Origin of the sequence: Roseomonas sp. CAU 1739, assembly GCF_039839775.1 — a bacterium.
Classification (GTDB): Bacteria; Pseudomonadota; Alphaproteobacteria; order Acetobacterales; family Acetobacteraceae; genus Neoroseomonas.
The window spans coordinates 123,280-148,103 of the sequence record NZ_JBDOQQ010000010.1; the positions used below are offsets into that span (position 1 = coordinate 123,280).

24 protein-coding genes are annotated in these 24,824 nt (G+C 70.4%); 17 read left to right on the top strand and 7 right to left on the bottom strand.

Annotation, left to right across the window (positions count from 1 at the left end; all coding sequences use genetic code 11):
* Nucleotides 1-173: 173 nt before the first annotated feature.
* Together AAFN86_RS17260 and AAFN86_RS17265 are read right to left on the bottom strand one after the other, a co-directional pair.
* Nucleotides 174-1,250, bottom strand: coding sequence for a trypsin-like peptidase domain-containing protein (locus AAFN86_RS17260; RefSeq protein WP_347544603.1), 1,077 nt, complete (start codon nt 1,248-1,250; stop codon nt 174-176).
* Between the two features lie 38 nt (nt 1,251-1,288).
* The gene (locus AAFN86_RS17265) at nt 1,289-1,693 is read right to left on the bottom strand and encodes a hypothetical protein (RefSeq protein WP_347544605.1); all 405 of its coding nucleotides are present in this window, start codon (nt 1,691-1,693) and stop codon (nt 1,289-1,291) included.
* A gap of 99 nt (nt 1,694-1,792) precedes the next feature.
* On the opposite strand from AAFN86_RS17265, the gene AAFN86_RS17270 reads away from it, so the two are divergent.
* From AAFN86_RS17270 to AAFN86_RS17290, 5 genes are all read left to right on the top strand, one after another.
* Entirely contained in the window at nt 1,793-4,165 is a 2,373-nt protein-coding gene (locus tag AAFN86_RS17270; protein ID WP_347544606.1) for a heavy metal translocating P-type ATPase, read from the top strand.
* Nucleotides 4,162-4,551, top strand: coding sequence for a Cu(I)-responsive transcriptional regulator (gene cueR, locus AAFN86_RS17275; RefSeq protein WP_347544607.1), 390 nt, complete (start codon nt 4,162-4,164; stop codon nt 4,549-4,551). Before AAFN86_RS17270 ends, cueR begins: the two co-directional genes overlap by 4 nt.
* A 4-nt stretch (nt 4,552-4,555) precedes the next feature.
* Complete coding sequence (locus tag AAFN86_RS17280; protein ID WP_347544608.1) at nt 4,556-4,771, top strand: cation transporter; 216 nt, start codon at nt 4,556-4,558, stop codon at nt 4,769-4,771.
* Nucleotides 4,772-5,198: 427 nt separating this feature from the next.
* Entirely contained in the window at nt 5,199-5,984 is a 786-nt protein-coding gene (locus tag AAFN86_RS17285; RefSeq protein WP_347544609.1) for a cyclic nucleotide-binding domain-containing protein, read from the top strand.
* A 29-nt stretch (nt 5,985-6,013) separates the two neighbouring features.
* Nucleotides 6,014-6,562 (top strand): carboxymuconolactone decarboxylase family protein, encoded by a 549-nt coding sequence (locus tag AAFN86_RS17290; protein WP_347544610.1) that lies wholly within the window; start codon nt 6,014-6,016, stop codon nt 6,560-6,562.
* Nucleotides 6,563-6,750: 188 nt separating this feature from the next.
* Here AAFN86_RS17290 and AAFN86_RS17295 read toward each other — a convergent pair whose 3' ends face one another.
* Entirely contained in the window at nt 6,751-7,308 is a 558-nt protein-coding gene (locus AAFN86_RS17295) for a TetR family transcriptional regulator (RefSeq protein ID WP_347544611.1), read from the bottom strand.
* A 115-nt stretch (nt 7,309-7,423) separates the two neighbouring features.
* On the opposite strand from AAFN86_RS17295, the gene AAFN86_RS17300 reads away from it, so the two are divergent.
* From AAFN86_RS17300 to AAFN86_RS17325, 6 genes are all read left to right on the top strand, one after another.
* A complete protein-coding gene (locus AAFN86_RS17300) occupies nt 7,424-8,233 on the top strand; it encodes an SDR family oxidoreductase (RefSeq protein ID WP_347544612.1) in 810 nt (269 codons plus the stop codon).
* Nucleotides 8,230-9,606: an MATE family efflux transporter gene (locus AAFN86_RS17305; protein WP_347544613.1), complete on the top strand. Its 1,377-nt coding sequence runs from the start codon at nt 8,230-8,232 to the stop codon at nt 9,604-9,606. The genes AAFN86_RS17300 and AAFN86_RS17305 overlap by 4 nt, the downstream gene beginning before the upstream one ends.
* A gap of 271 nt (nt 9,607-9,877) precedes the next feature.
* On the top strand, nt 9,878-11,104 hold the full coding sequence (locus tag AAFN86_RS17310; RefSeq protein ID WP_347544614.1) for an MFS transporter: 1,227 nt from the start codon (nt 9,878-9,880) through the stop codon (nt 11,102-11,104).
* A gap of 70 nt (nt 11,105-11,174) precedes the next feature.
* Complete coding sequence (locus AAFN86_RS17315; protein ID WP_347544615.1) at nt 11,175-12,263, top strand: ABC transporter substrate-binding protein; 1,089 nt, start codon at nt 11,175-11,177, stop codon at nt 12,261-12,263.
* Nucleotides 12,200-13,840: a glycosyltransferase family 39 protein gene (locus AAFN86_RS17320; protein ID WP_347544616.1), complete on the top strand. Its 1,641-nt coding sequence runs from the start codon at nt 12,200-12,202 to the stop codon at nt 13,838-13,840. The genes AAFN86_RS17315 and AAFN86_RS17320 overlap by 64 nt, the downstream gene beginning before the upstream one ends.
* 119 nt (nt 13,841-13,959) lie before the next feature.
* A complete protein-coding gene (locus tag AAFN86_RS17325) occupies nt 13,960-14,763 on the top strand; it encodes an undecaprenyl-diphosphate phosphatase (protein ID WP_347544617.1) in 804 nt (267 codons plus the stop codon).
* Here the strand turns inward: AAFN86_RS17325 and AAFN86_RS17330 are convergent.
* Nucleotides 14,696-15,415 (bottom strand): DUF4893 domain-containing protein, encoded by a 720-nt coding sequence (locus tag AAFN86_RS17330; RefSeq protein ID WP_347544619.1) that lies wholly within the window; start codon nt 15,413-15,415, stop codon nt 14,696-14,698. The genes AAFN86_RS17325 and AAFN86_RS17330 overlap by 68 nt on opposite strands.
* Nucleotides 15,416-15,528: 113 nt before the next feature.
* On the bottom strand, nt 15,529-15,801 hold the full coding sequence (locus AAFN86_RS17335) for a hypothetical protein (RefSeq protein WP_347544620.1): 273 nt from the start codon (nt 15,799-15,801) through the stop codon (nt 15,529-15,531).
* Between the two features lie 365 nt (nt 15,802-16,166).
* Between AAFN86_RS17335 and AAFN86_RS17340 the strand changes: the two genes are divergently transcribed.
* The 4 genes from AAFN86_RS17340 (at nt 16,167) to AAFN86_RS17355 (ending at nt 19,408) form a co-directional block, all read left to right on the top strand.
* Nucleotides 16,167-17,126: a tripartite tricarboxylate transporter substrate-binding protein gene (locus tag AAFN86_RS17340; RefSeq protein ID WP_347544621.1), complete on the top strand. Its 960-nt coding sequence runs from the start codon at nt 16,167-16,169 to the stop codon at nt 17,124-17,126.
* 247 nt (nt 17,127-17,373) lie between these two features.
* The gene (gene phbB / locus AAFN86_RS17345; RefSeq protein ID WP_347544622.1) at nt 17,374-18,096 is read left to right on the top strand and encodes an acetoacetyl-CoA reductase; all 723 of its coding nucleotides are present in this window, start codon (nt 17,374-17,376) and stop codon (nt 18,094-18,096) included.
* A gap of 44 nt (nt 18,097-18,140) precedes the next feature.
* Nucleotides 18,141-18,716 carry a YciI family protein gene (locus AAFN86_RS17350; RefSeq protein ID WP_347544623.1) on the top strand — a complete coding sequence of 192 codons (576 nt, stop codon included), beginning with the start codon at nt 18,141-18,143 and terminating at the stop codon, nt 18,714-18,716.
* A 53-nt stretch (nt 18,717-18,769) separates the two neighbouring features.
* Nucleotides 18,770-19,408, top strand: coding sequence for a YciI family protein (locus AAFN86_RS17355; RefSeq protein WP_347544624.1), 639 nt, complete (start codon nt 18,770-18,772; stop codon nt 19,406-19,408).
* Nucleotides 19,409-19,838: 430 nt separating this feature from the next.
* Here AAFN86_RS17355 and AAFN86_RS17360 read toward each other — a convergent pair whose 3' ends face one another.
* Nucleotides 19,839-20,558 carry a UTRA domain-containing protein gene (locus tag AAFN86_RS17360; RefSeq protein ID WP_347544625.1) on the bottom strand — a complete coding sequence of 240 codons (720 nt, stop codon included), beginning with the start codon at nt 20,556-20,558 and terminating at the stop codon, nt 19,839-19,841.
* The gene (locus AAFN86_RS17365; protein WP_347544626.1) at nt 20,555-21,904 is read right to left on the bottom strand and encodes a formimidoylglutamate deiminase; all 1,350 of its coding nucleotides are present in this window, start codon (nt 21,902-21,904) and stop codon (nt 20,555-20,557) included. The genes AAFN86_RS17360 and AAFN86_RS17365 overlap by 4 nt, the downstream gene beginning before the upstream one ends.
* Nucleotides 21,905-21,989: 85 nt before the next feature.
* On the opposite strand from AAFN86_RS17365, the gene hutI reads away from it, so the two are divergent.
* Nucleotides 21,990-23,201: an imidazolonepropionase gene (hutI, locus tag AAFN86_RS17370; RefSeq protein WP_408906607.1), complete on the top strand. Its 1,212-nt coding sequence runs from the start codon at nt 21,990-21,992 to the stop codon at nt 23,199-23,201.
* Nucleotides 23,198-24,709 (top strand): histidine ammonia-lyase, encoded by a 1,512-nt coding sequence (gene hutH, locus AAFN86_RS17375; RefSeq protein ID WP_347544628.1) that lies wholly within the window; start codon nt 23,198-23,200, stop codon nt 24,707-24,709. The genes hutI and hutH overlap by 4 nt, the downstream gene beginning before the upstream one ends.
* Nucleotides 24,710-24,824: the final 115 nt, after the last annotated feature.

Here is a 24,824-nt window from a genome sequence, read left to right on the forward strand (position 1 = left end):
CGGATGTGCCGGTGGCCGGCCGGGTCGGACGCGCAGTTCGGATCATCCGGCAGACAAGCGCGGATGATTTGTGCCGCTGCAAGGGCCCATGCAGACTCGCTGATTCCCCGGGGCCGGCGATGGCTGCGCCGGCAGAGAATGCGGCGGCGTTCACCAAGAACCGCGATCGGCCCCTATCGCTCGCACCGTATGAACACCGTGGAGGGATGCACCTGCTCTCCCACCTCGGCCGCGTTGCGCTCCGCGCCCGGGCTTTCGCGCATCACGGGCGTCACGCCGTTGCGGCGCAGGAAGTCCACCGCCTCGGTTCCCTTCACGGCGAAATTCACGTTCTGCGGGATGTCGCCGGTGCGCTGCGCGATGCGGGCCGCGTTCAGCTTGGACACGATGACGCCGATCACGTTGCCCTGCCGGTCGAGCAGCGGCCCGCCGGAATTGCCCTGCTGCACCGGCGCGCTGATCTGGAATTGCTGCTGGTTGTCGCCTAGGCCTGCAAGGGCGCTCACCTCCCCGGTCGTCAGGGTGGGACCGGAGGACAGCAAGCCGGCCAGTGGGAAGCCGTAGGTCACCACGCTTTCCCCCCGCCGCACCGGATTGGCGCGGAAGGCCAGCGCCGGCCCCGGATTGCCGCCGACGCGCAGCAGCGCCAAGTCGCGCCGTGAATCCGACACCGGCGACGCCGTCACCGGCAGGGTGCGGTTGTCGGCGGTGCGGACGAAAATGCGCGAACAGGCCTCGATGACATGGTGATTGGTCATCACGCGGTCTCCGGCGACGACGAAGCCGGTGCCGGAGGATGCGCGCGCCTGCGGGTTGGGCCGGGCGCCGGGCGGCGTGGCGGGTCCGGCGGGCGTGGGGGCACCTTCCGGCGGCGGCTTCGCTTCCGGCAGGGCGCCGGGGGCGACCCGGGGCGCGAGGCCCACCGGCAGCGACAGCGCCACGGTGCGCTGGGCGCAGATATCGGTGTCGCGCCGCACCACTTCCTGCCCGTCGCGCAGCACCATGCGCAGGTCGAACCGGCAGCCCGCCCCTTCGGACGGGCGCAGCGCGAACTCCCCGCCCGGCGGGAGCGGACCGCGATTGAGCAGGTTGCCGCCCCAGTCGGGCCGGCCGCTGCGCACCGCATGCAGTGCCATCGCCGTCGCCGGGGTCTGGTTGACGATACGGAACGGCTCGGTCTGCGCCTGCGCGACAGGCGCCGCCAGGCCGAACACCGCGGTGGCGAGGAGAAGGCGAAGGGGCAGGATCATCTTCCTCAGTCTAGATGACGGCGGCGTGTGGGCCCATCTCAATCGCGCGCACCGTCCGGCCGCGCGGGGGCGATGGCGTCGCCCCCCGGCGGCCGCGGCGCCGGCGCGGCAACGGCGGGGACGGGGGCGGCCGAAACCACGATGCTGCGTTCCTGGCAGACATCGGCGTCGCGGCGGATCGCCTCCCGGCCGCCTTCCAGCAGCAGGCGGATGTCGAAGGTGCAACCGGCGCTCTCCGGCGGGCGCATCGACAGCACCGCCCCGGGGGCGAGCGATCCGCGCGTCAGCAGGTTCGCGCCCCAGCCATCCTGGCCGCTGCGCACCACATGCAGGGCCGTCGCCGGCAGAGAGGTGCCATTGACCACGCGGAATGGCTCGTTCTGCGCCAAGGCCGGCCAGGGCAGGGTGGCGAGGGCAACAATCAGGAGTCCGTGACGCATCATGCGGCCAGCATGTCGTGCAGGTGCGGTCGGGAATCAATCGGCCGGCTCTTGACCTTCCCATTGTGGCAATATCCATCTGTACCGGCGTGAGGTGAAACCATGCCTGAAGCGCCCCTGTTGCCATCCCAAGCCTTCCTTCCGGTGGAAGGCATGACCTGCGCCGCCTGCGCCGGGCGGGTGCGCCGCGCCCTGCTCGCCGTGCCGGGGGTGGTCGATGCCGCGGTGAACCCCGCCTCCGGCCAGGCGGATGTCAGCGGCACCGCGGCGCCGGCCGCACTTGCCGCCGCCGTCGCCAAGGCGGGCTATCGCGTGCCCGAGACCGTGCTGGACCTGTCGATCGGCGGCATGACCTGCGCGTCCTGCGCCGGGCGGGTGGAACGGGCGCTGGCGCAGGTACCGGGCGTGCTGTCCGTCTCGGTCAACCTGGCGACGGAAGCCGCCCATCTGCGCGTCGTCGCCGGCACCGAGCAAGCCGCGCTGGGTGCCGCGGTGGCACGCGCCGGCTACCGGCTGCTCGGGGCGGCGGAGGCAGCCGCGGCCGACCCCGGGGCGGCGCGGGAACAGCGCGACCTGCTAATCGCCGCCGCGCTGACGGCGCCCTTTCTGGCCGGCATGCTCGGCATGGTATTCGGCCGGGACTGGATGCCGGGCGCCTGGTGGCAATTCGCGCTGGCGACGCCGGTGACCTTCGGCCTCGGCGCCCGCTTCTGGCGGGCAGGATGGGCCGGGTTGCGCGCGCGCAGCGGCAACATGGACCAGCTGGTCGCGCTCGGCACGGGGGCGGCCTGGGCATTGTCGGTGTACCTGCTGCTGCGCCACGGCGCCGGCCACGCCCATGGCCTGTATTTCGAGGCTGCCGGGGTGGTGGTGTTCTTCATCCTCCTCGGCAAATGGCTGGAGGCGCGGGCACGGCGGGCGACGGGTGCTGCGATCCGCGCGCTGTTGAACCTGGCGCCGCGCACCGCCCGGCGGATCGAGGACGGGCAGGAGGTCGAGGTGCCCGCCGCCGCGCTGGCCGTCGGCGACCGTATCGTGGTCCGCCCGGGCGAGCGCATCCCCGCCGATGGCCTGGTGCGCGACGGTCGCGCCGGCGTCGATGAAAGCGCGCTGACCGGCGAGAGCCGGCCGGTCGAGAAGGATCCGGATGCGACGGTCGCGACCGGCACCGTGGCGCTGGACGGACGATTGGTGATCGAGGTTCGCGCGGTGGGCGGGGAGACGGTGCTCGCCCGCGTCGCGGCGCTGGTGGCCGCTGCCCAGGCATCCCGCGCGCCTGTGCAGAAGCTGGTGGACCGTATCAGCGCGATCTTCGTGCCGGTGGTGCTGGGAATCGCCGCACTGACCCTGGCCGGCTGGCTGCTGGCCGGCGCCGATGTCGAGACGGCGGTGATCACGGCGGTTTCGGTGTTGGTGATCGCCTGCCCCTGCGCGCTCGGCCTGGCGACGCCGGCGGCGATCATGGCCGGCACCGGGGCGGCGGCGCGCGCCGGCATCCTGGTGCGCGACGTCGAGGCAATCGAGAGCGCGCGGGAGGTCACGCTGGTTGCCTTCGACAAGACCGGCACGCTGACCGAAGGTCGGCCACGGCTTGCCGCGCTGCACGCCGCGCCGGGGATGACGGAGGATGCCGCGCTGCGGCTGGCCGCATCGCTGCAGGCCGGCAGCGAGCATCCGCTGGCGCGTGCGGTGCTGGCCGCCAGCGGCTCCGCCGCGCCCGCCGCCGATTTCCGAGCCCTGCCCGGCCGTGGCGTCGAAGGGGTGGTGGATGGGCGGCCGGTGGCGCTCGGCAGCCCGCGCCTGCTGGTTGAACGCAGTGCGGCGGCCGGCCCGCTGACCACGGCGGCGACGGCCGAGGCGGCGCAGGGACGCAGCCTCGCTTGGCTGATCGAGGGCGACCGCGCGCTGGCGCTGCTCGCCTTCGAGGATGCGGAGAAGCCCGGCGCGGCGGCCGCCATCGCCGGGCTGCGCGGCATGGGCGTGCGCGCGGCGATACTGTCGGGCGACATCCCCGAGGCAGCCGCAGCCACGGCGCGACGCCTTGGCCTGGATGACGTCGCGGCGGGCGTGCTGCCCGACGGCAAGGCGGCGCAGGTCGCGGCCTGGCAGCAGCAGGGCCACCATGTCGCGATGGTGGGCGATGGCGTGAACGACGCGCCGGCGCTGGCACAGGCGGATCTCGGCATCGCCATGGGCACCGGGACGGATGTGGCGATCGCGGCGGCCGGCATCACGCTGCTGCGCGGCGACCCGGCGCTGGTGCCCGCGGCGCTGGAGGTCGCGCGGCGCACGCGGGCGAAGATCCGGCAGAACCTGTTCTGGGCCTTCGGCTACAACGTGGTCGGGCTGCCGCTCGCGGCGCTGGGCATGCTGTCGCCGGTGGTGGCGGGGGCGGCGATGGCGGCCTCCTCGGTCAGCGTGCTGACCAGTGCGCTGCTGCTGGCGCGCTGGCGGCCGGCGGAGGGCGGGCGATGAATATCGGGCAGGCCTCCACGCGGTCCGGCGTGTCGGCGAAGATGATCCGCCACTACGAGGCGATCGGCCTGCTCGCTGCGCTGCGCAGCGCCAACGGCTATCGCGTCTATGCCGAACGCGACATCGCCGTGCTGCGCTTCATCCGCCATGCCCGCGACCTCGGCTTCCCGCTCGAGGATATTCGGAGGCTGCTGGCGCTGTGGCGGGACCGCGAGCGGGCCAGCGCGGAGGTGAAGCACCTTGCGCTGGCGCATGTCGCGGCACTCGAGACCAAGGCAGACTCGCTGCGCAGCATGGCGGACAGCCTGCGACACCTGGCTGCCCATTGCCACGGGGATGACCGGCCGGACTGCCCGATCCTCGAAGATCTCGCACGGAAGGAATAGGACGATGACCAGCCCGCAAGGCCCGACCATCACGCTGAAAGTGGAGGGCATGACCTGCGGCCACTGCGTGAAGGCGGTGACGGCCGCGATCCAGGCAAAGGATCCGGAGGCGAAGGTGCTGGTGGACCTGGCCGATGGCACGGTGAAGACCGAGACCGTGCTGCCGCGCCATGTCGTGTCGATGGCGGTGGAGGAGGAAGGCTATGCCGTGAAGGCATAGCCCTGCCTCGTCGCCTGGACCACGCTGCGTTCCCATGCGCTCACGCCAAATGCTCCAACCTGTCGCTTTGAGAGCATCTTCACGCGTCCGGATGCGTCCATCTGAACGCGGTCTGTTCTGAGTGCACGACGCGAAGGGAAGCGGCGCGGACGGACCGCGCCCACCGCATAGAGCATGATCGGTTCACATTCGTTCACTCGTCACGCTCTAACCTATTGTTTGATCGCGTGATTCAGGCCTCCGGTGCATGCGCACCTGCGGCCATCACGCTCCAAGGGTCAAATACCGAACGGATCGAGGCACTGCCTCGATCCGGGAACGCACGACGTGACCGCGCCCAGACCGTCAGCGGTTCCCGGCGCACCCGCCCGTGGTGCGGAGGCCGGCGGCCCGAACGGGCCGCGCCGGCCGGGTCGCGATACGAACAATGACGCCTGTTGATCTGAATCAACCCTGCCCGCTGCGGGCGCTGCGATCATTCGGCCATGCGGAACGGTCCAAGATTGCGGCGATGCGCGCGACCAGCGGTGTGAAGATCACAAGCCCCCTGCTCGCCGCCGCGGGTCCCGAAACCCGCGCGGCACTGCTCTCCCGCGCTTCGATGCTCGCCGTGCCGCGCGGCGCCACCATCATCGCGCAGGACCAACCGGCGGAGCGGCTGCTGATCCTGCTGCAGGGATCCGTCGGATTGAGCACCGCGGAGGATGGCGGCGCGGCCACGATGGTCGAGATCGTCGCCGCCGGCGATGCCCTGTCGATCGCCGCCGCACTGCTGCAGGTGCCGCATTCGGTATCGGCGGTCGCCCTCGCGCCATGCCGGCTGCTCGCCATCCCGGCCGAGGACCTGCGCGCCGCCATGGCGGCCGATGCCGGGCTGATGCGCGCGGCGATGGAGCAGATGACGCGGCAATGGCGGCTGCTGATGGAACAGGTGGTTGACCTCAAGACACGCGATGCCACGCAGCGCGCCGCGCGCTTCCTGTTGCACCGGCTGCCCGCGCAGCGTGGCGCCGTCGAAATTCCCGAACCCCGTGGTGCGATCGCCGCGCGGCTGGGCATGACGCCCGAAAGCCTGTCGCGCGCGTTGCATGGGCTGGAGGCAGCGGGGCTGCTGCGGCTGCATGGCCGGCGCGTGGACGTACCCGACCGCGCGGCCCTGCAGCGCATCTCCCTGCCGCGGGCGGGGGCTTCGCAGGGCGCGCGGCGCGTGTAGCCTGTCGGGGAAGTCCCGGAGGAAACACCATGGCCCGCGTGCCAGACATGACCGTCGATACGCTGCAGGAGGCCGATCGCGACCTTCTCAAGCGCAATATCGCGCTGCATCGCGCGCTGACCAACAGCCCGAATGCGGCGCGCGCCTTTTCGGGCCTCGGCCAGTTCATTCGCTTCAAGTCGGTGCTGGACCCGCGGTTGCGCGAACTGGCGATCCTGCAGGTGGGATGGCTGGCGCGGTCGGCCTATGAATGGTCGCATCATGTGAAGATCGGCTACGATTTCGGCGTCAGCGACGACGATATCCGCGCGCTGATCGCCGAAAGCGCGGGGCAGGACACGCTGCTCGACCCGGTGGCAAAGCTGGTATTGCGCGCGGCACGGGAAGCCTATGCCGGCCCAGGCGTCGCAGAGCCGACCTTCGAGGCGCTGCGCGCGCATTTCGACAATGAGCGGCTGGTCGACCTGGTGCTGGTGATCAGTTTCTATTGCGCGGTCGTGCGCGTGCTGTCCTCGCTCGATATCCGGGTGGAGCCGGAGTACCAGCCCTATCTGGACAAGTATCCGCTGCCGGCCTGAGTTTTTCGGCTTCATGCCGGCGGTCCATGGCGTGGACTGCTGGAGTCTTCATCGCCTCAGGCGCCGGCGCACGCATGCGCGTGCTTGGCTTGCGCGGCCAGCGCTGGTGCGCTGGCGACGGCGGGCCATCTGGGCGCGGTCGCGCTGTGCGCTCCGGGCCCGACGCAGGGCATCGGGCCAAAGTGCGGTCAGCCGGCGTCGCCGGCGACCGCATCCTGCCCGGCCGCGAGAATCCGATCGGATAGCGCCGGATCATCCACGGCGCGCGCCAGGACCAGCGCGCCAACCAGTGTCGCGACGCGGGCGAGCGCCTGCTGCTCGCGATCCGTCTCTGCCGCCTCCGGAAGGAGCGCCGCGACCCGCCCGGCCATGCGGCGGACGCCATCGGTGAAGCTGCCGCGCACCGCACCGTCATGGCGCTGCACCTCACCGCCAAGGGCGGCCAGCGCGCAGCCGCCCCCCGGTGCATCGCGGTGCCGCGCCGAGAGGTAGCTCGCCGCATACTCCGCCAGACTGCCAAAGCCGACCGCACGCTCCGCGCTGCCGGCGATGGCGCGGCCGATCGCCTCGGCTGCCAGCCGCTCCTTCGACCCGAACTGGCTGTAGACGCTGCCATGCGTCATGCCGGCCGCCTCGGCCAGGGCATCGACGCCGACGCCGGCGATGCCGCGCTCGCGGATCAAACGCGCCGCGGCGTCGAGGATCTTCTCTCGATTCTCCGCCGCCTGCTGCTTCGAAACCCTCATCGCCGGTGCCTCGGCCTCCTGCCGTTCAACAACACGCTTGACATTAATAGTGGCGAGCGCAATCTAAGTCAATCATGGCGATCGTAATCAAACGACGCCCCCTCCCGAGGCCGACATGTCCGCCACTTCCCATTCCGTTGCCCTGATCACCGGCGCTTCCTCCGGGATCGGCGCCGTCTATGCCGACCGGCTTGCGCACCGCGGCCGTGACCTGCTGCTGGTCGCGCGCGACGCCACGCGGCTGGAAGCGCTGGCAAGCCGCCTGCGTGCCGAGACCGGCCGCAAGGTCGAGGTGCTGCCGGCCGACCTGGCGCGTCCGGACGACCTCGCCCGTATCGAGCGCCGCCTGCGCGACGACGCCGCCATCGGCATGCTGGTGAACAATGCCGGCATGGCGGTGGGCGGCACCGTCGCCGGCGCCGATGCGGGCCGGCTCGCCGACCTGGTGCAGCTCAACGTCGTCGCCGCCTCGCGCCTCGCGGTCGCTGCCGCCCAGGCCTTCGCCGACCGGCGCCACGGCACGCTGGTCAACATCGCCTCGGTGCTCGCCCTGACGCCGGAAGGCTTCAACGGCGTCTACAATGCCACCAAGTCCTTCGTGCTCACCCTGACCCAGTCATTGCAGGCCGAGCTCGCCGGCACCGGGCTGCGCATCCAGGCGGTGCTGCCCGGCGCGACGCGGACGGAGATCTGGGGCCGCGCCGGCATCGACGACGCGACATTGCCCGCCGAGATGGTGATGGGCGTCGACGAGATGGTCGATGCTGCGCTGGCCGGCCTCGACAGCGGCGAGGCGGTGACGATCCCCTCGTTGCCCGACGCCGCCGACTGGCAGCGCTTCGAAGCGGCGCGCCTCGCACTCGCCCCGAACCTGTCGCGCAATCACGCGGCGGCGCGCTACCTCCGGCAGGAGCCGGCGGCGTGAGCGCGGCGGTCGCCCAGCCGGGCGCGATCAATCCCCGCACCCGGCTGCTGCTCGACGGACCGATCCTCGGGACGTTGCTGCGCCTGTCCTGGCCGAACACGCTGGTGATGCTGGCTCAGGCCTCGGTCGGGCTGATCGAGACTTGGTGGGTCTCGCATCTCGGCACCGACGCGCTGGCCGGGATCGCGCTGGTGTTCCCCGGCTACATGCTGATGACGATGCTCTCGGCAGGCGCGATCGGCGGCGGCATCGCCTCGGCGGTGGCGCGCGCCCTGGGTGCCCGGCGCACCGATGATGCCGACGCGCTCGTGCTGCATGCGCTGGTCGTCAACGGCCTGCTCGGGCTGGCCTTCGCGGCGTTGTTCATCGGCTTCGGCCGGCCGATCTACGCCGCGATGGGCGGCGAGGGCGCGGCACTCGAAGCCGCGCTGCGGTATTCCGACGTGGTCTTCGCCGGCGGGTTGCTGCTCTGGCTCGGCAACGCGCTGGCGAGCGTGCTGCGCGGCGGGGGCAACATGCTGCTGCCCTCGGTGGCGGTCATCGCCGGCGTGGTGCTGCTGGTGCCGCTTTCGCCGCTGCTGATTTATGGCTGGGGGCCGGTTCCGGCCTATGGGGTGGCGGGCGCGGGCTATGCCGTCGTGCTCAGCACCGCGATCATCATGTCCGTGCTGGCCTGGGCGATGGGCGCGGGCCGCAGCGTCGCGCGGCTGCGCCTGGTGCCGCTGCGCTGGCGCATCTTCGCCTCGATCCTCGGCGTCGGCGCGGTCGCCGCGGTCAATACGGTGCAGACCACGCTGACGGTGGTGCTGACCACCGCGCTGGTGGCGCGGGCCGGTGGGGCGGAAGGCGTGGCCGGCTATGGCGTCGGCAGCCGGCTGGAATACCTGCTGGTACCGCTGGTCTTCGGGCTTGGTGCGCCGCTCGTCGCGCTGGTCGGCACCAATATCGGGGCGGGGCAGCGCGACCGGGCGTTGCGCGTCGCGATGCTGGGTGGCGGCATCGCCTTCGCGCTGACCGAGGCGGTCGGGTTGGCGGCGGCGATTTGGCCGGAGGCCTGGCTTGGCCTGTTCAGCGATGATCCGACCCTGCTGAGCGTCGGGGCGGATTATCTGCGCCGCGTCGGGCCGGCCTATGGCTTCTTCGGCCTCGGGCTGGCGCTGTACTTCGCATCCCAGGGCGCCGGGCGCCTGCTGTGGCCGCTGGTGGCGAGCGTTGTCCGCATGATCGTGGCGGTCGCCGGTGGCTGGCTGGCCTATGCCGTGACGGGCGACCTCGCCTGGGTCTTCGCCGCGGTCGGCGCGGCCATGGTCATCTATGGCGTCGGCCTCGCCGCGATCATCGGCAGCGGGGCGTGGTTCCGCGGCCAGCGCTGACCGCACCCGCCGAGACGAAGGCCGGTATGCGCTTCGATCCAGCGGTCGCCCCGGCGGCCGCTGGCTTCGTGTCGAGGCCCGAACATCGGCCGCCACGCCGACCGTCCCGGCTCGCACGGCTTCCAGGGGTGGAAACCAGCCCGTCCGGCCGCCCTGCGGGGCAAGCGCCACCGGGCGACCCGCCGTGCCGCGTCCGGCGCATGGCTGCGCACCCGGGACGCATGGGCTTCGTTCTCGACGCAGTGCAGCAAGGCGGGCGACCATCCTGGCCATGAAGCCTTCCCTCCGTCCCAGCCTTCCCCTGCTGCTTGCCGCAGCGGTGATGCTGTCCCTGGCCATGGGGCTGCGGCAGAGCCTCGGCCTGTTCATGGCGCCGGCGACGCGCGACCTCGGGATTGCGGTGGCGGAATTCACCTTTGCCATCGCCGTGCAGAATCTCGGCTGGGGGCTGTTGCAGCCTTTCGCCGGCGCGGCGGCGTCGCGCTGGGGGTTCCGGCCGGTGCTGCTGGCCGGGGTGCTGTCCTATTTGGCCGGGCTGGCCGTGATGGCGCTGGCGCAGGGAGGCTTTTCGCTGCTGGTCGGCGCGGGCCTGCTGATCGGCATCGGTCTGGCCTGCACCGGTAGCGGCATGGCACTCGCCGTTGCAGCCAGGCCGGTGCCGGCGGCCTTGCGTTCATCGGCGTTGGGCATCGTCTCGGCGGCGGGGTCGGTCGGCGCGCTGCTCGCCGCGCCGATCGGCCAGGTGCTGGCCGAAGGCTGGGGCTGGCGGGCAGGCGTATGGGGCTTCCTGCTGCTCGGGTTGGCGATGATCCCGGCGGCCTGGATCGCCGGGCGGGTGGACCGCGTGCCGATCCCGGCGCTCGCGCCGGGGGAATCGCCGCGCATGGCGGTGGCCCTGGGGCGGGCCATGTCGCACACGCCGTTCCTGGTGATGGCGGGCGCCTATTTCGTCTGTGGCCTACAGCTGGTGTTCCTGACCACGCATCTGCCCTCCTACCTCGCGCTGTGCGAGCAGGACCCGATGCTCTCGGCCAAGGCGCTGGGGATGATCGGCGGCTTCAACGTGTTGGGATCGCTGTTCTTCGGCTGGGCCGGTGGGCGGTGGAACAAGGGGGCGCTGCTGGGGGGCATCTACCTGGTGCGCTCGCTGGTGCTCGGGCTGTATTTCGCCTGGGCGCCGACCGAGGCCTCGACCATGGTCTTCGCCGCCATCATGGGGTTCCTGTGGCTCGGTGTCGCACCGCTGGTCTCCGGCCTGGTGGTCGAGATGTTCGGCTTGCGCTTCCAGGCGATGATCCAGGGCCTCGCCTTCATGTCGCATCAGTTCGGCTCCTTCCTCGGCGCCTTCGGCGGCGGGGTGCTGTTCGACCTGAACGGCGACTATGTGCTGGCCTGGAAGCTCGGCGTGGGCATGGGGTTGGTGGCGGGCGCGGTGCAGGTCGCCTACGCGCTGCGCGGCGCGGCGCCACCGGCGGCCGAACGGCCGGCCGCCGCGTGATGCTTTCCCAACCGCCCATGATCGCCTATGGACCGGGCGCATCGCCACCTGCCGGGAGGAACCGTTCACCATGAATCGTCGTGCCCTGATGGGGGCCGCGGCCGCCGCCGCCCCCGCCGCCCTGGCAGCGCCCGCGCTGGCCCAGACCCAGATGCCGGAGGTGCGCTGGCGCCTCACCTCCTCCTTCCCGCGCAACCTGGATGTGCTGTTCGGCACCGCCGAGGGCATTGCGCGCCGCGTCGGCGAGCTGACCGGCGGCCGGTTCCGCATCCAGGCCTTCCCCGGCGGCGAGATCACCCCGCCGCTCGCCGCACTCGACGCGGTGCAGTCCGGCTCGGTCGAATGCTGCCACACCGCCTCCTACTATTATGTCGGCAAGGATCCGAGCTTCGCCTTCTTCACCGCCGTGCCCTTCGGCATGAAGTCCCGCCAGTTCACCGCCTGGTGGCGCCATGGCGGCGGCAAGGAACTCGGCGCGGAGTTGTTCAGCGACTACAACGCCGTCGCCTTCACCGCTGGCGACACCGGCGCGCAGATGGGTGGCTGGTTCCGCAATGAAGTGCCGAACCTCGCCGCGCTCCAGGGCCTGAAGTTCCGCATTGCCGGCTTCGCGGGCCAGGTGTTCCAGCGCCTCGGCGCCGCGCCCACGCAGGTCGCCGCGGCAGACATCTATCCCTCGCTGGAACGCGGCACGCTCGATGCCGTCGAATTCGTCGGGCCGCATGACGATGAGAAGCTCGGCTTCGTGCGCGTCGCCCGTAACTATTACGCGCCGGGCTTCTGGGAACCGGGCGCGCGGTTGCACCTGCTGGCGAACAAGACCGCCTATGAGGCCCTGCCCGACCTGTACAAATACGCGCTCGAAACCGCATGCAACGAGCAGGATTCCGAGATGCTGGCGCGCTACGACCACCTGAACCCGCTCGCGCTGCGCCGCCTGGTGGCGGCTGGTGCGCAGTTGCGCTTCTGGTCGCGTGACGTGATGCAGGCGGCCTGGAACGCATCGAACGAGGTCTATGCCGAGACGTCGGCACGCAATGCGCGCTTCAAGAAGATCCACGACGCCTACATGCCGTATCGCAATGAGCTGTATCAGTGGTTCCGGGTGGCGGAGAATTCCTTCGACAATTTCGCCTTCCCGGCGGCGGCGGCACGCTGACGCGGCTCGGCATCAACGGTCAAGGCATGGCCCTGGCGGGCCTTGCCCTGGCCATGGCGGTGGCCGCGGCGCTGCGCCTGCCGGAGCTCGGCACCTGGAGCCTCTGGGTGGACGAGATCGCGACAGCGGTCTTCGTATCCCTGACCTGGCAGGATCTGACCGGGCCGCTCGCCTGGCTTGAGACGACGCCGCCGACCTACTACCTGCTGATCAAGGCCTGGACGACGGTCGCGGGCGGGTCGGATGCCGCGCTGCGGCTGCCATCCGTGTTCGCCGGCTTGGCCTCGATTGCCGTGCTGTGGCGGCTCTGCCGTGAGGCCTTCGGCCACCGCGCTGCTTTCTGGGCGGCGATGATCCTCGCCGTCACCGGATGGCACATTTTCCATTCGCGTGACGCACGCGTCTATGCGTTGCTGACTCTTGTGGTGCTGCTGGCCCTGCTGGCTGGGCGCGCCTTCGCGGCGCAAGCGGGCAGCGTTGGGCAGCGCTGGATATTCCCGGCCGCGCGGCTTGCGGTGCTGGCCGCCTTCGCAGTCTGGCTGCATTTTACCGGCGTTATTGCCGCCTCGATGGCGTTCATCTATCCGACTGCGTTGATTGTGATGCGCGGTGGATTCAACCTACGCGTCATGTCGCGGCTGACCGCCGCCGCGTCGCTGAGTTTCATTCTCATGCTGCCGCCATTGGCGCTCGCTTGGCATGTGGCGGGAGCGGATGGCGCCGACGGCGTGCTCTGGATGCGCGACTATGGGACACGCTTCGCAGTACTCAGCATAATGCGGGTCGTCCTACTGTCCCCGTGGACCATTGATCCTTGGTCACTATTGGGCCCTGCATGCGCCGCCTTGGCGGCACTGATCTGCGCAATTCTTATCTGGATCGCGATGCGAACAGGACCCCGCATACCAGATCGCGCCGCCATGGCGGTCACGCTGTTCGGCGGCATTGGCCTATTCCTTGCGTTCAATTGCATGCATCCTCTCGTGATACCTCGGACCTTGCAAGTATTATTGCCGTTAACCGCAGCATTGATGGGCGCAGGCCTGGCAAAAATACGCCCCGGCGTGGTGCGGGTTCTTATATTCGCCACTTTCATCATCAGCCAGGCGCCGAGTCTGAGCGATGCATTCACCGCGCCACCGGATGGATCGGATTGGCGTGGCCTTTCGGCACAACTCGCGCAGGAGGATGAACCAGCCCGCCCGGTGATCGCATTCGACGTCTTCGATGCATTGGCCCTCATCCGATATCGCGCACCAAGCGCGCCGGTGGCAGCGCTGCTGATGTTGCCGCCTTCCGATACGGCCATGCAGCGTTTCGTCGCCGGCCGCCTTCTTGACGCGCCAGCCGTTTGGCCAACGGATGTCATCGCTGCTCTGTGTGACGCGTCCGTGCCAGTGACCGGTTTCTTTGTCGTCGAGCGGACCAGCCCGATCCTCGGACAGGTGCACTCTTCACTCCAGGCTTCCGCCAGTGCGTCCGGCGCGCAGCCTGGCATTGCCATCGGCGACCGACGCCTGCACCTGAGACCCTGGTCGGCGCCGGCCTGCCCGCCGCAGCCGCCCGCCACGCCTTAGCGCTTGCGCTCGACGACGCTCACGCAAACCGCTCCGAACCGTTGCTTGAGCGAACACCTTCACGCGCCCGGCTGGGTCCAGCCAGGCGAGATCTGATCTGGTGAATTCAGGAGATTCCGATGGACTTCGCCTCCCTGTTCTCCGCCCTGCTCATGGGCATCGTCGAGGGGCTGACCGAGTTCCTGCCGATCTCCTCGACCGGCCACCTGGTCCTGCTCGGTGAACTGATCGGCTTCCAGGGGCCGCCGGGCAAGGCGTTCGAGATCTCGATCCAGCTCGGCGCCATCATGGCGGTGGTGGTGATCTATCGCGGGCTGATCCTCGACCTGCTGCGCCACATGTGGCGACCAGGGCTGCAGCGCTTCTACGTCATCAACCTGGTGCTCGCCTTCCTGCCGGCGGCGATCATCGGCGCCACGCTGCACAAGACGATCACCGAGGTGCTGTTCAACCCCTGGGTCGTCTGCGTCGCGCTGATCCTGGGCGGCGTGGCCATCATCGTCATCGAGCGCAACCGGCCCGAACCCAGCATCCATTCGGTGCCCGAAATCGGGCCGCTCGCCGCACTGCTGGTCGGCTTCGGGCAGGCGCTGGCCATGATCCCAGGAACCTCGCGGTCTGGCGCGACCATCATCACCGCGCTGCTGGTGGGCGTGGAACGGCGCACGGCGGCGGAATTCTCCTTCGTGCTGGCGATCCCGACCATGGTCGCGGCGACCTTCTATTCGCTGTTCAAGGCGCGGCACGAGATCGAATTCTCGGCCTTCGGGCAGATTGGAGTCGGCTTCGTCGCGGCCTTCATCGTCGCCTTCTTCACCGTGCGCGCGGTGCTGGCCGTGATCGGGCGGATCGGCTTCACCCCCTTCGGCTGGTACCGGATCGGCCTCGGGCTGGTGATGATGGCGGTTCTGGCGCTGCGGTAGCGCGCGTCAGTTCCATCACCTCGATGACCGCGCCGTTGGCCGGGCGGGGGAAAACCATCCGCCAGCGGTCGGGTCCGACGCGTTCGACCGCGGCGATGCGGTCCCGCGCGGCATCGGCGCCATAGCGCGGGAAACCGGTCTCGCTGCCCTGCGCCTCCGTGCCGATCAACACCGACCGCAGCGGACTGTCGGGGATGATCACGCCGGCGGTGCGCTGGGAGCCGTTCAGCTTCTCGAACACCGTGACGCCGTCGGTGACCGCGATGCGACAGCGGAAGGCCGGATAGGCGATGAAGGCGACCGCCTCCGGATCGACCGCGCCGATGCGCAGCGACCGGCACCTGTACGCACCGGCCGGTGGGGGCGCGCCGTCCTCGCCGGGCCGGGAATCGAGCAGCGCGCCCGCCGCCGTGACGGCGGGTGCCTGGCCGCCGGCTCGCACGCTTTCCAGCGCCTCGGCCCAGGTGGCCGCCAAGGCGTCAAGCCTTTGGCGATCGCGCTCGCTGGCCTGGCTGCGCCAATCGGCGCCCGGCGCGACCGCGATGGCGGGCGAGGATGCCCGTGCCGGTGGTGCCTGCGCCAAGGCATGCCCGGCGGCGACGCACAGCGGGAACGCGGCCAGCACGGCAAGGCACAGGAGACGATGAGGCATGCGCAGGTCCATTCCGCCGCGCGCAGCGCGACCGCGTGTTGGCGTCACGCCCATCCTGGCCGGGCGCGGGCCGGATGCGCCATGAATCATCGCAGGGGCACGCGCCGCGCCGTTCAGGCGGCGCGCAGCGCCTCGGCCGCGCCGTGGCGCAATTCGAGCACGCCGAAGACCTGGCAGAGATTGCCGGCGACCAGATGGACCATGCCGGCGGGCATGGCGTCGAGCACGATCTCGACGCGCATCGCATCTCCTTCGCGCCGCGCCTGGACGTGGTCGGGCATCAGGTCGCGCTTGGCGAGCGGCTGCATCAGGCGTGAGAGCAGGCCGGGCGATGCCTCGGCAAGCACATGGAAATGCGCCGGGACGAGCTGGTCAGGATGGGACATGGTGCGGGACTTCCGGCAAGTGCGACGACGGGTGGAGAAACCGATCGGCCGAAGGCACGCCCACCCGGGGCGCGGACCTCAAGCGGCCGTGCCGGTAATTCGCCCTGCGATGCGCCGATGCGCTGCCATGTGAGAACCCTAGCAGCCTGCGCCGCGCGACGCCAAGGTCGTGTTGCGTCGCGCAGCTCTGCGGCACGACAAAGCAAGATCCTTTCGGTTGGCCGCCCTACCCCGAACGTCCCGGCCGGCGGCGGCGCCAATTCGGGCAGCTTCCTTGCGCATCGCGCGCGCGCCCCGGGAACGAAGTCTTTCGAAGTGCGGGATCGGGGCGCTAGCGTGGGGACCTGTTGCCGGGAACCATCATCATGCTGCGTCGCCATCTTCTGCTCGCCACGCCTGCGCTGCTCGCCATGCCGGCGCTCGCGCAATCCTTTCCGGGGCCCGTCCGCCTGATCGTGCCTTTCGCCACTGGCGGCACCACCGACATCATCGCCCGGCTCATCGCCGAGGAGATGGGCCGGCGCCTGGGTACCGTGGTGGTGGTCGAGAATCGGCCCGGTGCGGGAGCGACGCTCGGCACGGGGCTGGTCGCACGCGCCGCGCCGGATGGGACGACGCTGTTGGTCTCGACCATCTCGGGCATGGCGGTGGGCAATACGCTGTACCGCGACCGCATCCAGTGGGATGCCGACCGGGACTTCGCGCATATCGCGACGATCCTCGGCACGCCCTACCTGCTGCTCGTGAATCCTGGTACGCAGATACAGACCGTGGCGGATTTCGTCGCCGCCGCGAAGCGGCCGAACGGGGTCGCCTATGCCACCAGCGGCATCGGGTCTGTGCCGCACCTGGTCGGTCTGCGCCTGGCGCAGGCCGCGGGTTTCGAGCTGCAGCACATCCCCTATCGCGGCGGTTCGCAGGCGGCGACGGATGCGATCGCGGGCACGGTGCCATCAGTGATGGACAGCCTGACGGCGGCTTCGGCGTATATCCGCGCCGGATCGCTGCGGCCGATCGCCTTCACGGTTCGGGAGAGGATCGCCGATTTTCCGGCCGTCCCGACCTTCGTGGAAAGCGGCTTCCCGGACATCATCGCCGATGGCTGGGCCGGCATCGCCGCACCCGCCGGCACGCCGCGCGCGCTGCAGGAGCGTCTGGCGGCTGCGATACGCGAGGCGATGGCCACGCCGGGCATCGCGCGCCGCTACGCGGAAACAGCGACGTTGCCGGGCACGCTGTTCCTCGATGATGCACAGGCTTTCGTGCGGGCGGAGATCGCTGCCTGGGCGCCCGTGGTGCGCGCTTCGGGTGCGACACCTGGGTAGAGTGGCCCTTCCCGCGGATCGCGGCCAGGCCGCGATCCGCGGGCGCAGGGTGCGAAGGCAAGGGCCGCGCACGGGGGTCATGCAACGGTTCCCATCCTTCGCCTGCGGCGACCAGGCAGTGGTGCACTGCACGCATTACCCCTGGCGCTGCGCCGCGTGACAGGATTTGATCGCCATCAAGGATTGCGCAGCCGTGTCGAAGCATTGATACGGCTCACCGCGCATCCGCCCAGGGAGGAGATCAGGTATGGCACGCGTCGCACTCGTCACCGGAGGTCAGCGCGGCATCGGCGCCGCGATCAGCGAAGCGTTGCAGGCCGCCGGCCGCACGGTCGTCGCCTCCTACGCCGGCAATGACGCCGCGGCGAAGGCGTTCACCGATCGCACCGGCATCCCCTGCTATAAGTTCGACGTGGCGGATTACGACGCCTGCGCCGACGCCGTGAAGAAGATCGAAGCCGAGGTGGGCCAGATCGAGGTGCTGGTGAACAATGCCGGCATCACCCGCGACGGCACGATGAAGCGCATGAATCGCGAGATGTGGGACGCGGTGATCGATACCAACCTCGGCTCCTGCTACAACATGTGCAAGCTGGTGTGGGACGGCATGACGGCCAAGAAGTTCGGCCGCATCGTCAATATCGGTTCGATCAACGGTCAGGCCGGGCAGTATGGCCAGGTGAACTACGCTGCCGCCAAGTCGGGCATCCATGGCTTCACCAAGGCGCTCGCCCAGGAAGGCGCACGCACGCAGATCACGGTGAATGCCATCGCGCCCGGCTATGTGGACACCGAGATGGTGCGCGCGGTCCCCCCCGACGTGCTCGAGAAGATCATCGCGCGCATTCCGCGCGGCCGGCTCGGCACCGCCTATGACATCGCCCGCGGCGTGGTGTTCCTGACGGCCGACGACGCGGACTTCATCACCGGCTCGACGCTGTCGATCAACGGCGGGCAGCATATGTACTGAGGCCTGCGCGGGGGCGGCCATCGGTCGCCCCCGCGACTGTTCCTATGGCCTTCGCGGTCATCGCCTTCGACGGGCCGGACCCGTCCCGCCGCGCGGCGGCGCGGGACCGGCACATCGCCTCGATCGCGGCGATGGCGCGCGATGGCACGTTGCTGCTCGGCCTGCCGGTGCATTCCGCCGAGGGGCGGTCGCGCGGGTCGCTCATGGTCATCGCCGCGCAGGACCAGGCCGGGGTCGAGGCCTATCTGGCGCGCGAACCCTTCGCGACCGACGGCGTGTGGCAGGAAATCGCGTGCCTGCCGCTGCGCATTCCCGCATTGCCGTGGCGCCCCTGGCCGGCGGATGACACGCCGGTGCCGCCGGGGCGTGGCCATACCATCCTTATCGTCGCCGGCCAGGCCGATGTGGATCGCTTCGGCCCCATGGCACAGGCGGGAATGCTGACCTTCGCCGCCGAGACGCTCGACGCGCCCGGCGCCATCCTGGTCACGACGCATCGCGACGACGCGTCGGCGCTCGACTGGGTGGCAGCCGATCCAGACCTGTGCCGGGCCACGGTCGCGCTGCATGCGTCGCTGTTGCGTCCGCTGCCCTATCGGCCGCTGCCGAGGACAGGCTGACGCGCCGCGCCGGCCATGCCAGTCTGCGGCAACACTGGAGGGCAGGACGCATCATGGGCTACGCCATCATCGCCTGGGACGGGCCCGACCCGTCCCGCCGCGCCGCATCGCGCGATCGTCATCTCGCGATCCTCACGCGATGGGCGCAGGACGGGCGGCTCGCGCTTGGCGTGCCGCTGTTCTCGCCGGACTGGCAGCCAGCCGGGTCGCTGATGGTTCTGGATGTACCGGACAAGGTCGGGCTCGATGCTTACCTGGCGGAAGAACCCTTCGCGGTGGATGGCGTCTGGGCGACATGGGAGGCGTATCCCTTTCGCATCGCACCACTGCCCTATCGCCCGCTGCCGCAACCGGGTGAACCGGTCTCCTCCACCCGCACGCACACCGTGACGGTGGCGCTGGACGGCACGGATGCGGGTGCGGCGGGCCGACGCGCGGCGGTGCGGCCGGCGCATATAGAACGCGTCACCGCCATGGCGGCGGATGGCACGCTGACGATGGGTGGGGCGATCCTGGACGACGCCGGCGCGATGCGCGGGTCCATCGTCCTGACGCGCCATGCAACGGATGCGGCCGCGAAGGCCTGGATGGCCGAGGATCCCTACATGACCGGCGGCGTGTGGCAGGATGTCACGATGCATGGGACGCGCTTCGCGCCGCTGCCGTACAGGCCGTTGCCGGGCTCCCATTGAGCGGCGGCCCACGACCCTCGTTGGACTGGACATGATCCTGCACCACTGACCGCGATGGGCAGCAGTCATCCATCGCTTGGTGCGCTGCCCCATGGTGGCGTGTGCGCGGCAAACGGCGTGCCTGCCTGATCGGTGGCAGGCCGGCGGTCCCATACCAACGGCCGAATTCTTCGACCGTTGGTATCGGCTTCGACCTGCCCTCAGACGCGTCGTGCCGAAGGCACGCCCATGGCGTGACGCGCAAACCTCCGGTTTGCTTGGCTTTCGCCGGGCGGTCGGCGGCCCGCCTTCGCGGCCTCGGCACGCGTTAATGACTCATGCCGCTGGTATCATTCGCCCGCGCATCCGGGGTGCGCCGACCGGTGCGCCCGAACCGAGCACGGCAGGGCCGATCCTGGCGGCGACGCCCTCCCGAGCCACCCAGCCCCGGCTACGTGCCGGCGGAAAATCGCCCAACCAGGCGGTGCCGGTCACCGGGATGCCACAGTCGCGCGAAGGTGACCGGGGTGGTGCCATTCCATGTTCGCCGTTCCACCACCAGCGCGGCATCGCCGGCCTTCATGCCCAGCAGCTTCGCCACGCGGGCCGGTGCCGCCGTGGCGTGAATGGCGTGCTCGGCCTCGGTCCAGGGCACATGGTCGAGCAGCCATCGGCCGGGCGGCGCGGCGGCGAAGCTCTCCGTGGCAGCCCCCGGCGCGGCGTCGAGGTTGATCAGCCGCTCCTCCACCTGCATCGGCGTCGCGTCCGCGAGGTGCCGCGTGACAATGGCGACCAGTGGCGCCCCAGCGGGCAGGTCCATCTCATCCCCCGTCGCGGGACGCTGGGTGTGCGAGAGGATCTCGAAGCGATGCTGCTGGCCCGCGGCGCGGATCTCCGCACCGATGTCCCAGATCTCGAAGACGGCGCGGCCGCGCGCCTCGGGGCTCGCCACCGTGCCGGCGCGCCGGTTGCGGCGTACCAGGCCCTCGGCGGCCAGCGCCGCAACGGCCCGGTGAACCGTCATGCGGGACGCACCGAACAGCGCCATCAATTCGCTCTCGGGCGGGATGCGGCCGCCGGGGGCGATGCGGCCGGTCAGGATGGCGCTGCCGAGCGCACGCCGGATCTGCGCATGCATCGGGCCTTCCCCATCGAGGACGAAGGCGCTCATGCCCCGAGGATGCGGGCCAGCGTGGCCGCCACGCGCCGTTCGGCCGCCTCCCGCGCAGGATGGATGCCGGCTTCGACCACCCGCGCGCCGCGCACCCAGACATCGTGGATCGCGCCTGCGCGTGCGGCGAAGATCAGGCTGTCGAGATGGCGGTCGCCCGAACGCGCGGCGAAGGCGGGATGGTCGGGGTCAAGCAGCACCAGATCGGCGAAGGCGCCCGGCACGATCCCAGCCGGGCCGGCGGCCAGCGCCTGCGCACCGCCGTCCACCGCCGATTGCCATAGAGAGCGGCCGGTCGACCCACCGCGCGGCGCCAGCGCGTTGCGCGTGCGCAGTGCGAGGCGTTGGGAATATTCCAGCGTGCGCAGTTCCGCAGGGGCCGAAATCAACACGTTGGAATCTGTGCCGATCCCGAAGCGCCCGCCCGCGGCGCGATAGGCGATGGCGGGAAAGATGCCGTCACCGAGATTGCTCTCGGTGATCGGGCAGACGCCGACCACCGCGCCGGCCGTGGCGACGCGGCCCAGTTCCGCCTCGGTCCCGTGCGTCGCGTGGATCAGGCACCAGCGCGCATCGATCAGTCCGGCGTCGAGCAGTGCGGCTATTGGCGGCAGGCCGAGGATGCGCAGCGCGGCCTCGACCTCCTTGACCTGTTCGGCGGCGTGGATGTGCAGCGGCTCATCGGGCTGCGCCATGCCGGTGACCGCGCGGATCTCCTCGATCGTCGCCGCACGCAGGGAATGCGGGGCGAGGCCGAGACTGGCGCCGGGCAGGCGGGCGATGGCACGGCGGCTGCCCTCGACCAGCGCCGCGTAGCCATCGAGGTCGTTGAGGAAGCGCCGCTGCCCAGCCACCGGCGGCGCACCGCCGATCTCGCCATGCGCGTAGAAGCACGGCAGCAGGGTCAGGTTGATGCCGGTCGCCTGGGCCGCGGCGGCGATGCGGGCGGCCATCTCCGCACGGTCGGCATAGGGAGCGCCGTCCGGATCGTGATGCAGGTAGTGGAATTCGCCGACGCGGGTGAAGCCGGCTTCCAGCATCTCGGCATAGGCGAGGGTGGCGATCGCCTCCACGTCATCGGGGGTGAGGTGGGCGAGGAAGCGGTACATCAGCGCCCGCCAGGTCCAGAAGGAATCCTCGCTGTCGCCGGCGTGCTCGGTCAGCCCCGCCATGCCGCGCTGAAAGGCGTGGGAATGCAGATTGGGCAAGCCCGGCACCGCAATCAGGTGGCCAGGCTCGGCATCGGGCGTCACCGTGGCGATGCGGCCTTCGACGTCGATCTCCACGCACACATTCCGCTGCCAGCCATCGGGCAGCAGGGCTTCGGAAAAAACGAGCTTGCGCATCGGGACGTCTCCGGAGCAGGATATTGTATATACAATACTGATGCCGGCCACGTCTGGCCAGCATCGAAATCGGGGGATTGGGCGCGTGGCGGCACTGAAGGCCGATCTGCTGATCACCGGGGCGCGGCTCGCCACCATGGCGGGGGCGGCCGACCTTGGCGTGGTCGAGGACGGGGTGCTGGCAGTGTCCGGCGGGCGGATCGCCTGGGCCGGGTCGCGCACCGGCGCGCCGGCCATCGATGCGGCGGACCGCCTCGACTGCGCCGGGCGCTGGGTGACACCGGGCCTGGTCGACTGCCACACGCATCTGGTCTTCGCCGGCAACCGTGCCGATGAATTCGCGCGGCGCTTGGCAGGCGAATCCTATGCGGACATCGCGCGGTCGGGCGGCGGCATCGCGGCAACGGTGCGCGCCACGCGCGAAGCCGATGACGCGGCGCTGGCCAGCGCATCGCTGGGGCGGCTCGATGCACTGCTCGCCGAGGGCGTCACCACCATCGAGATCAAATCCGGCTACGGCCTCGATGAGGAAACCGAACTGCGCCAACTGCGCGTTGCCCGCCACCTGGCGACGCAGCGGCGCGTCTCGGTCGCCGCGACCTATCTGGGCGCGCATGCCGTGCCGCCGGGCGGGGATCGCGCATCCTATCTCGACCTGGTGTGCGACCGGATGATCCCGCGCATCGCGATCGAAGGCCTCGCTGATGCGGTGGACGTCTTCCAGGAAGGCATCGCCTTCAACGGGGATGAATGCGCCCGCGTCTTCAATGCCGCGCACGCCGCCGGCCTGCGCGTGAAGTCGCATGCCGACCAATTGAGCGACGGCCAGGGCGCGGCCCTGGCCGCCAAGCACGGTGCGCTGTCGGCCGATCACCTCGAATACACGAATGCGAATGGCGCGGCCGCCATGGCGCAAGCGGGCACCGTCGCCGTGTTGCTGCCCGGCGCCTTCCTGATGCTGAATGAAACGCGCAAGCCGCCGATCGCCGCCTTCCGGGCTGCCGGCACGCGCATGGCGGTGGCGACGGACCTCAATCCCGGCTCCTCGCCCATCGCCTCGCCGCGCGTCTGCGGCACGCTGGCCTGCGTGCTGTTCGGCATGACGGTGGACGAGGTGCTGCGCGGCTTCACCATCGAGGCCGCGCATGCGCTCGGCCGCGCCAATCGCATCGGCAGCCTGGAGGCCGGCAAGGACGCGGATCTCGCCGTGTGGTCAGTGGAGACGCTGTCCGAACTCGTCGCGCAGATCGGCCTCTCGCCGCTGTTCGCGCGATTCCATCAGGGAGTGCGCGCATGACTGCGATGCTGACACCGGGCGCCGTGCCGCTGGGCGCGTGGCGCGACATCCTGGCCGGCGCGCCGATTCCCCTGGATCCATCGACGCGCGTCGCGGTGGATCGCGCCGCCGCCGCCGTGGCGCGCGTCATCGCGGCAGGTGAGACGGCCTATGGCGTCAATACCGGCTTCGGCAAGCTGGCCTCGGTGCGCATCGGCGATAGCGACCTCGCCACGCTGCAGCGAAACCTCATCCTGTCGCATGCCTGCGGCGTCGGCCCGTCGCTGCCGGAGGCCATCGTGCGGCTGATCATGGCGATGAAGGCAGCGAGCCTCGGCCGCGGCGCGTCCGGCGTCCGCTGGGAGGTCGTGTCGCTGATCGAGCAGATGCGCGCGCTCGGCGTCCTGCCGTTGATCCCAGCCAAGGGCTCGGTCGGCGCTTCCGGGGATCTCGCGCCGCTCGCGCATATGACGGCGGCGATGCTGGGTGAAGGCCAGGCGCTGCCGGGTGTGCCGGCGCGCGATGCGCTGCATGCGGCCGGGCTGTCGCCGGTCACATTGGGGCCGAAGGAAGGTCTCGGGCTGATCAACGGCACGCAGGTCTCGACGGCGATCGCCCTGGCCGGGTTGTTCGCCGCCGAGCGCGTGTTCCAGGCTGCGCTGGTGGCCGGCGCGCTGACGGTCGATGCTCTGCGCGGATCCGACACGCCTTTCGATGCGCGGATTCATGCGCTGCGCGGTCATGCCGGCCAAGCGGATGTCGCGGCGGCGCTGCGCGGGCTGCTCGCGGGAAGCGCCATCCGAGAGAGCCACCGCCTGGGCGACGATCGCGTGCAGGATCCGTATTCGCTGCGTTGCCAACCTCAGGTCATGGGCGCGGTGCTCGACATGCTGCGCTTCGTCGCCCGCACGCTGGAGACCGAAGCGAACGCCGTCACCGACAATCCGCTGGTGCTTGATGACGGCAGCATCGTCTCGGGCGGAAATTTCCACGCCGAGCCGGTGGCCTTCGCCGCAGACCAGATCGCCATCGCCCTCGCCGAGATCGGATCTCTGTCCGAACGGCGCATCGCCCTGCTGGTCGATCCGGTGATGAGCGGCCTGCCGGCCTTCCTCGCGCGCGATGCGGGGCTGAATTCGGGGCTGATGATCGCGCAGGTGACCGCTGCCGCCCTGGCCTCGGAGAACAAGCAGCGCGCCGCGCCGGCGAGCGTGGATTCGCTGCCGACATCGGCGAACCAGGAGGATCATGTCTCGATGGCGACGCATGCGGCGTATCGCCTGTTGGACATGGCCGCCAACGCGGCGTCGATCATCGGCATCGAGGCGATGGCCGCGGCGGAGGCGCTGGAGCATCGGCGGCCGCTGGCGTCCTCCGCGCCGTTGGAGGGCGTCCATGCCACGATCCGCGGGCGCATCGCGCCCTTGCTGGCGGATCGATTCCTCGCACCCGACATCGCGGCGGCGGCGGCGCTGGTCGACAGTGGTGCGTTGGCGGCTGGGCTTGCGCTTCCGGAGGTGGTGTCGTGACGCGCGCAGGCGTTCATTCCATGCGCGCCCATGGACGGAGCCGGAGCGGGGCTAACGGCCAGTGGGGCTTTGGAAACCGCCACCCGACGCCCGGCGGCCGGGTTGGACCAAGCCG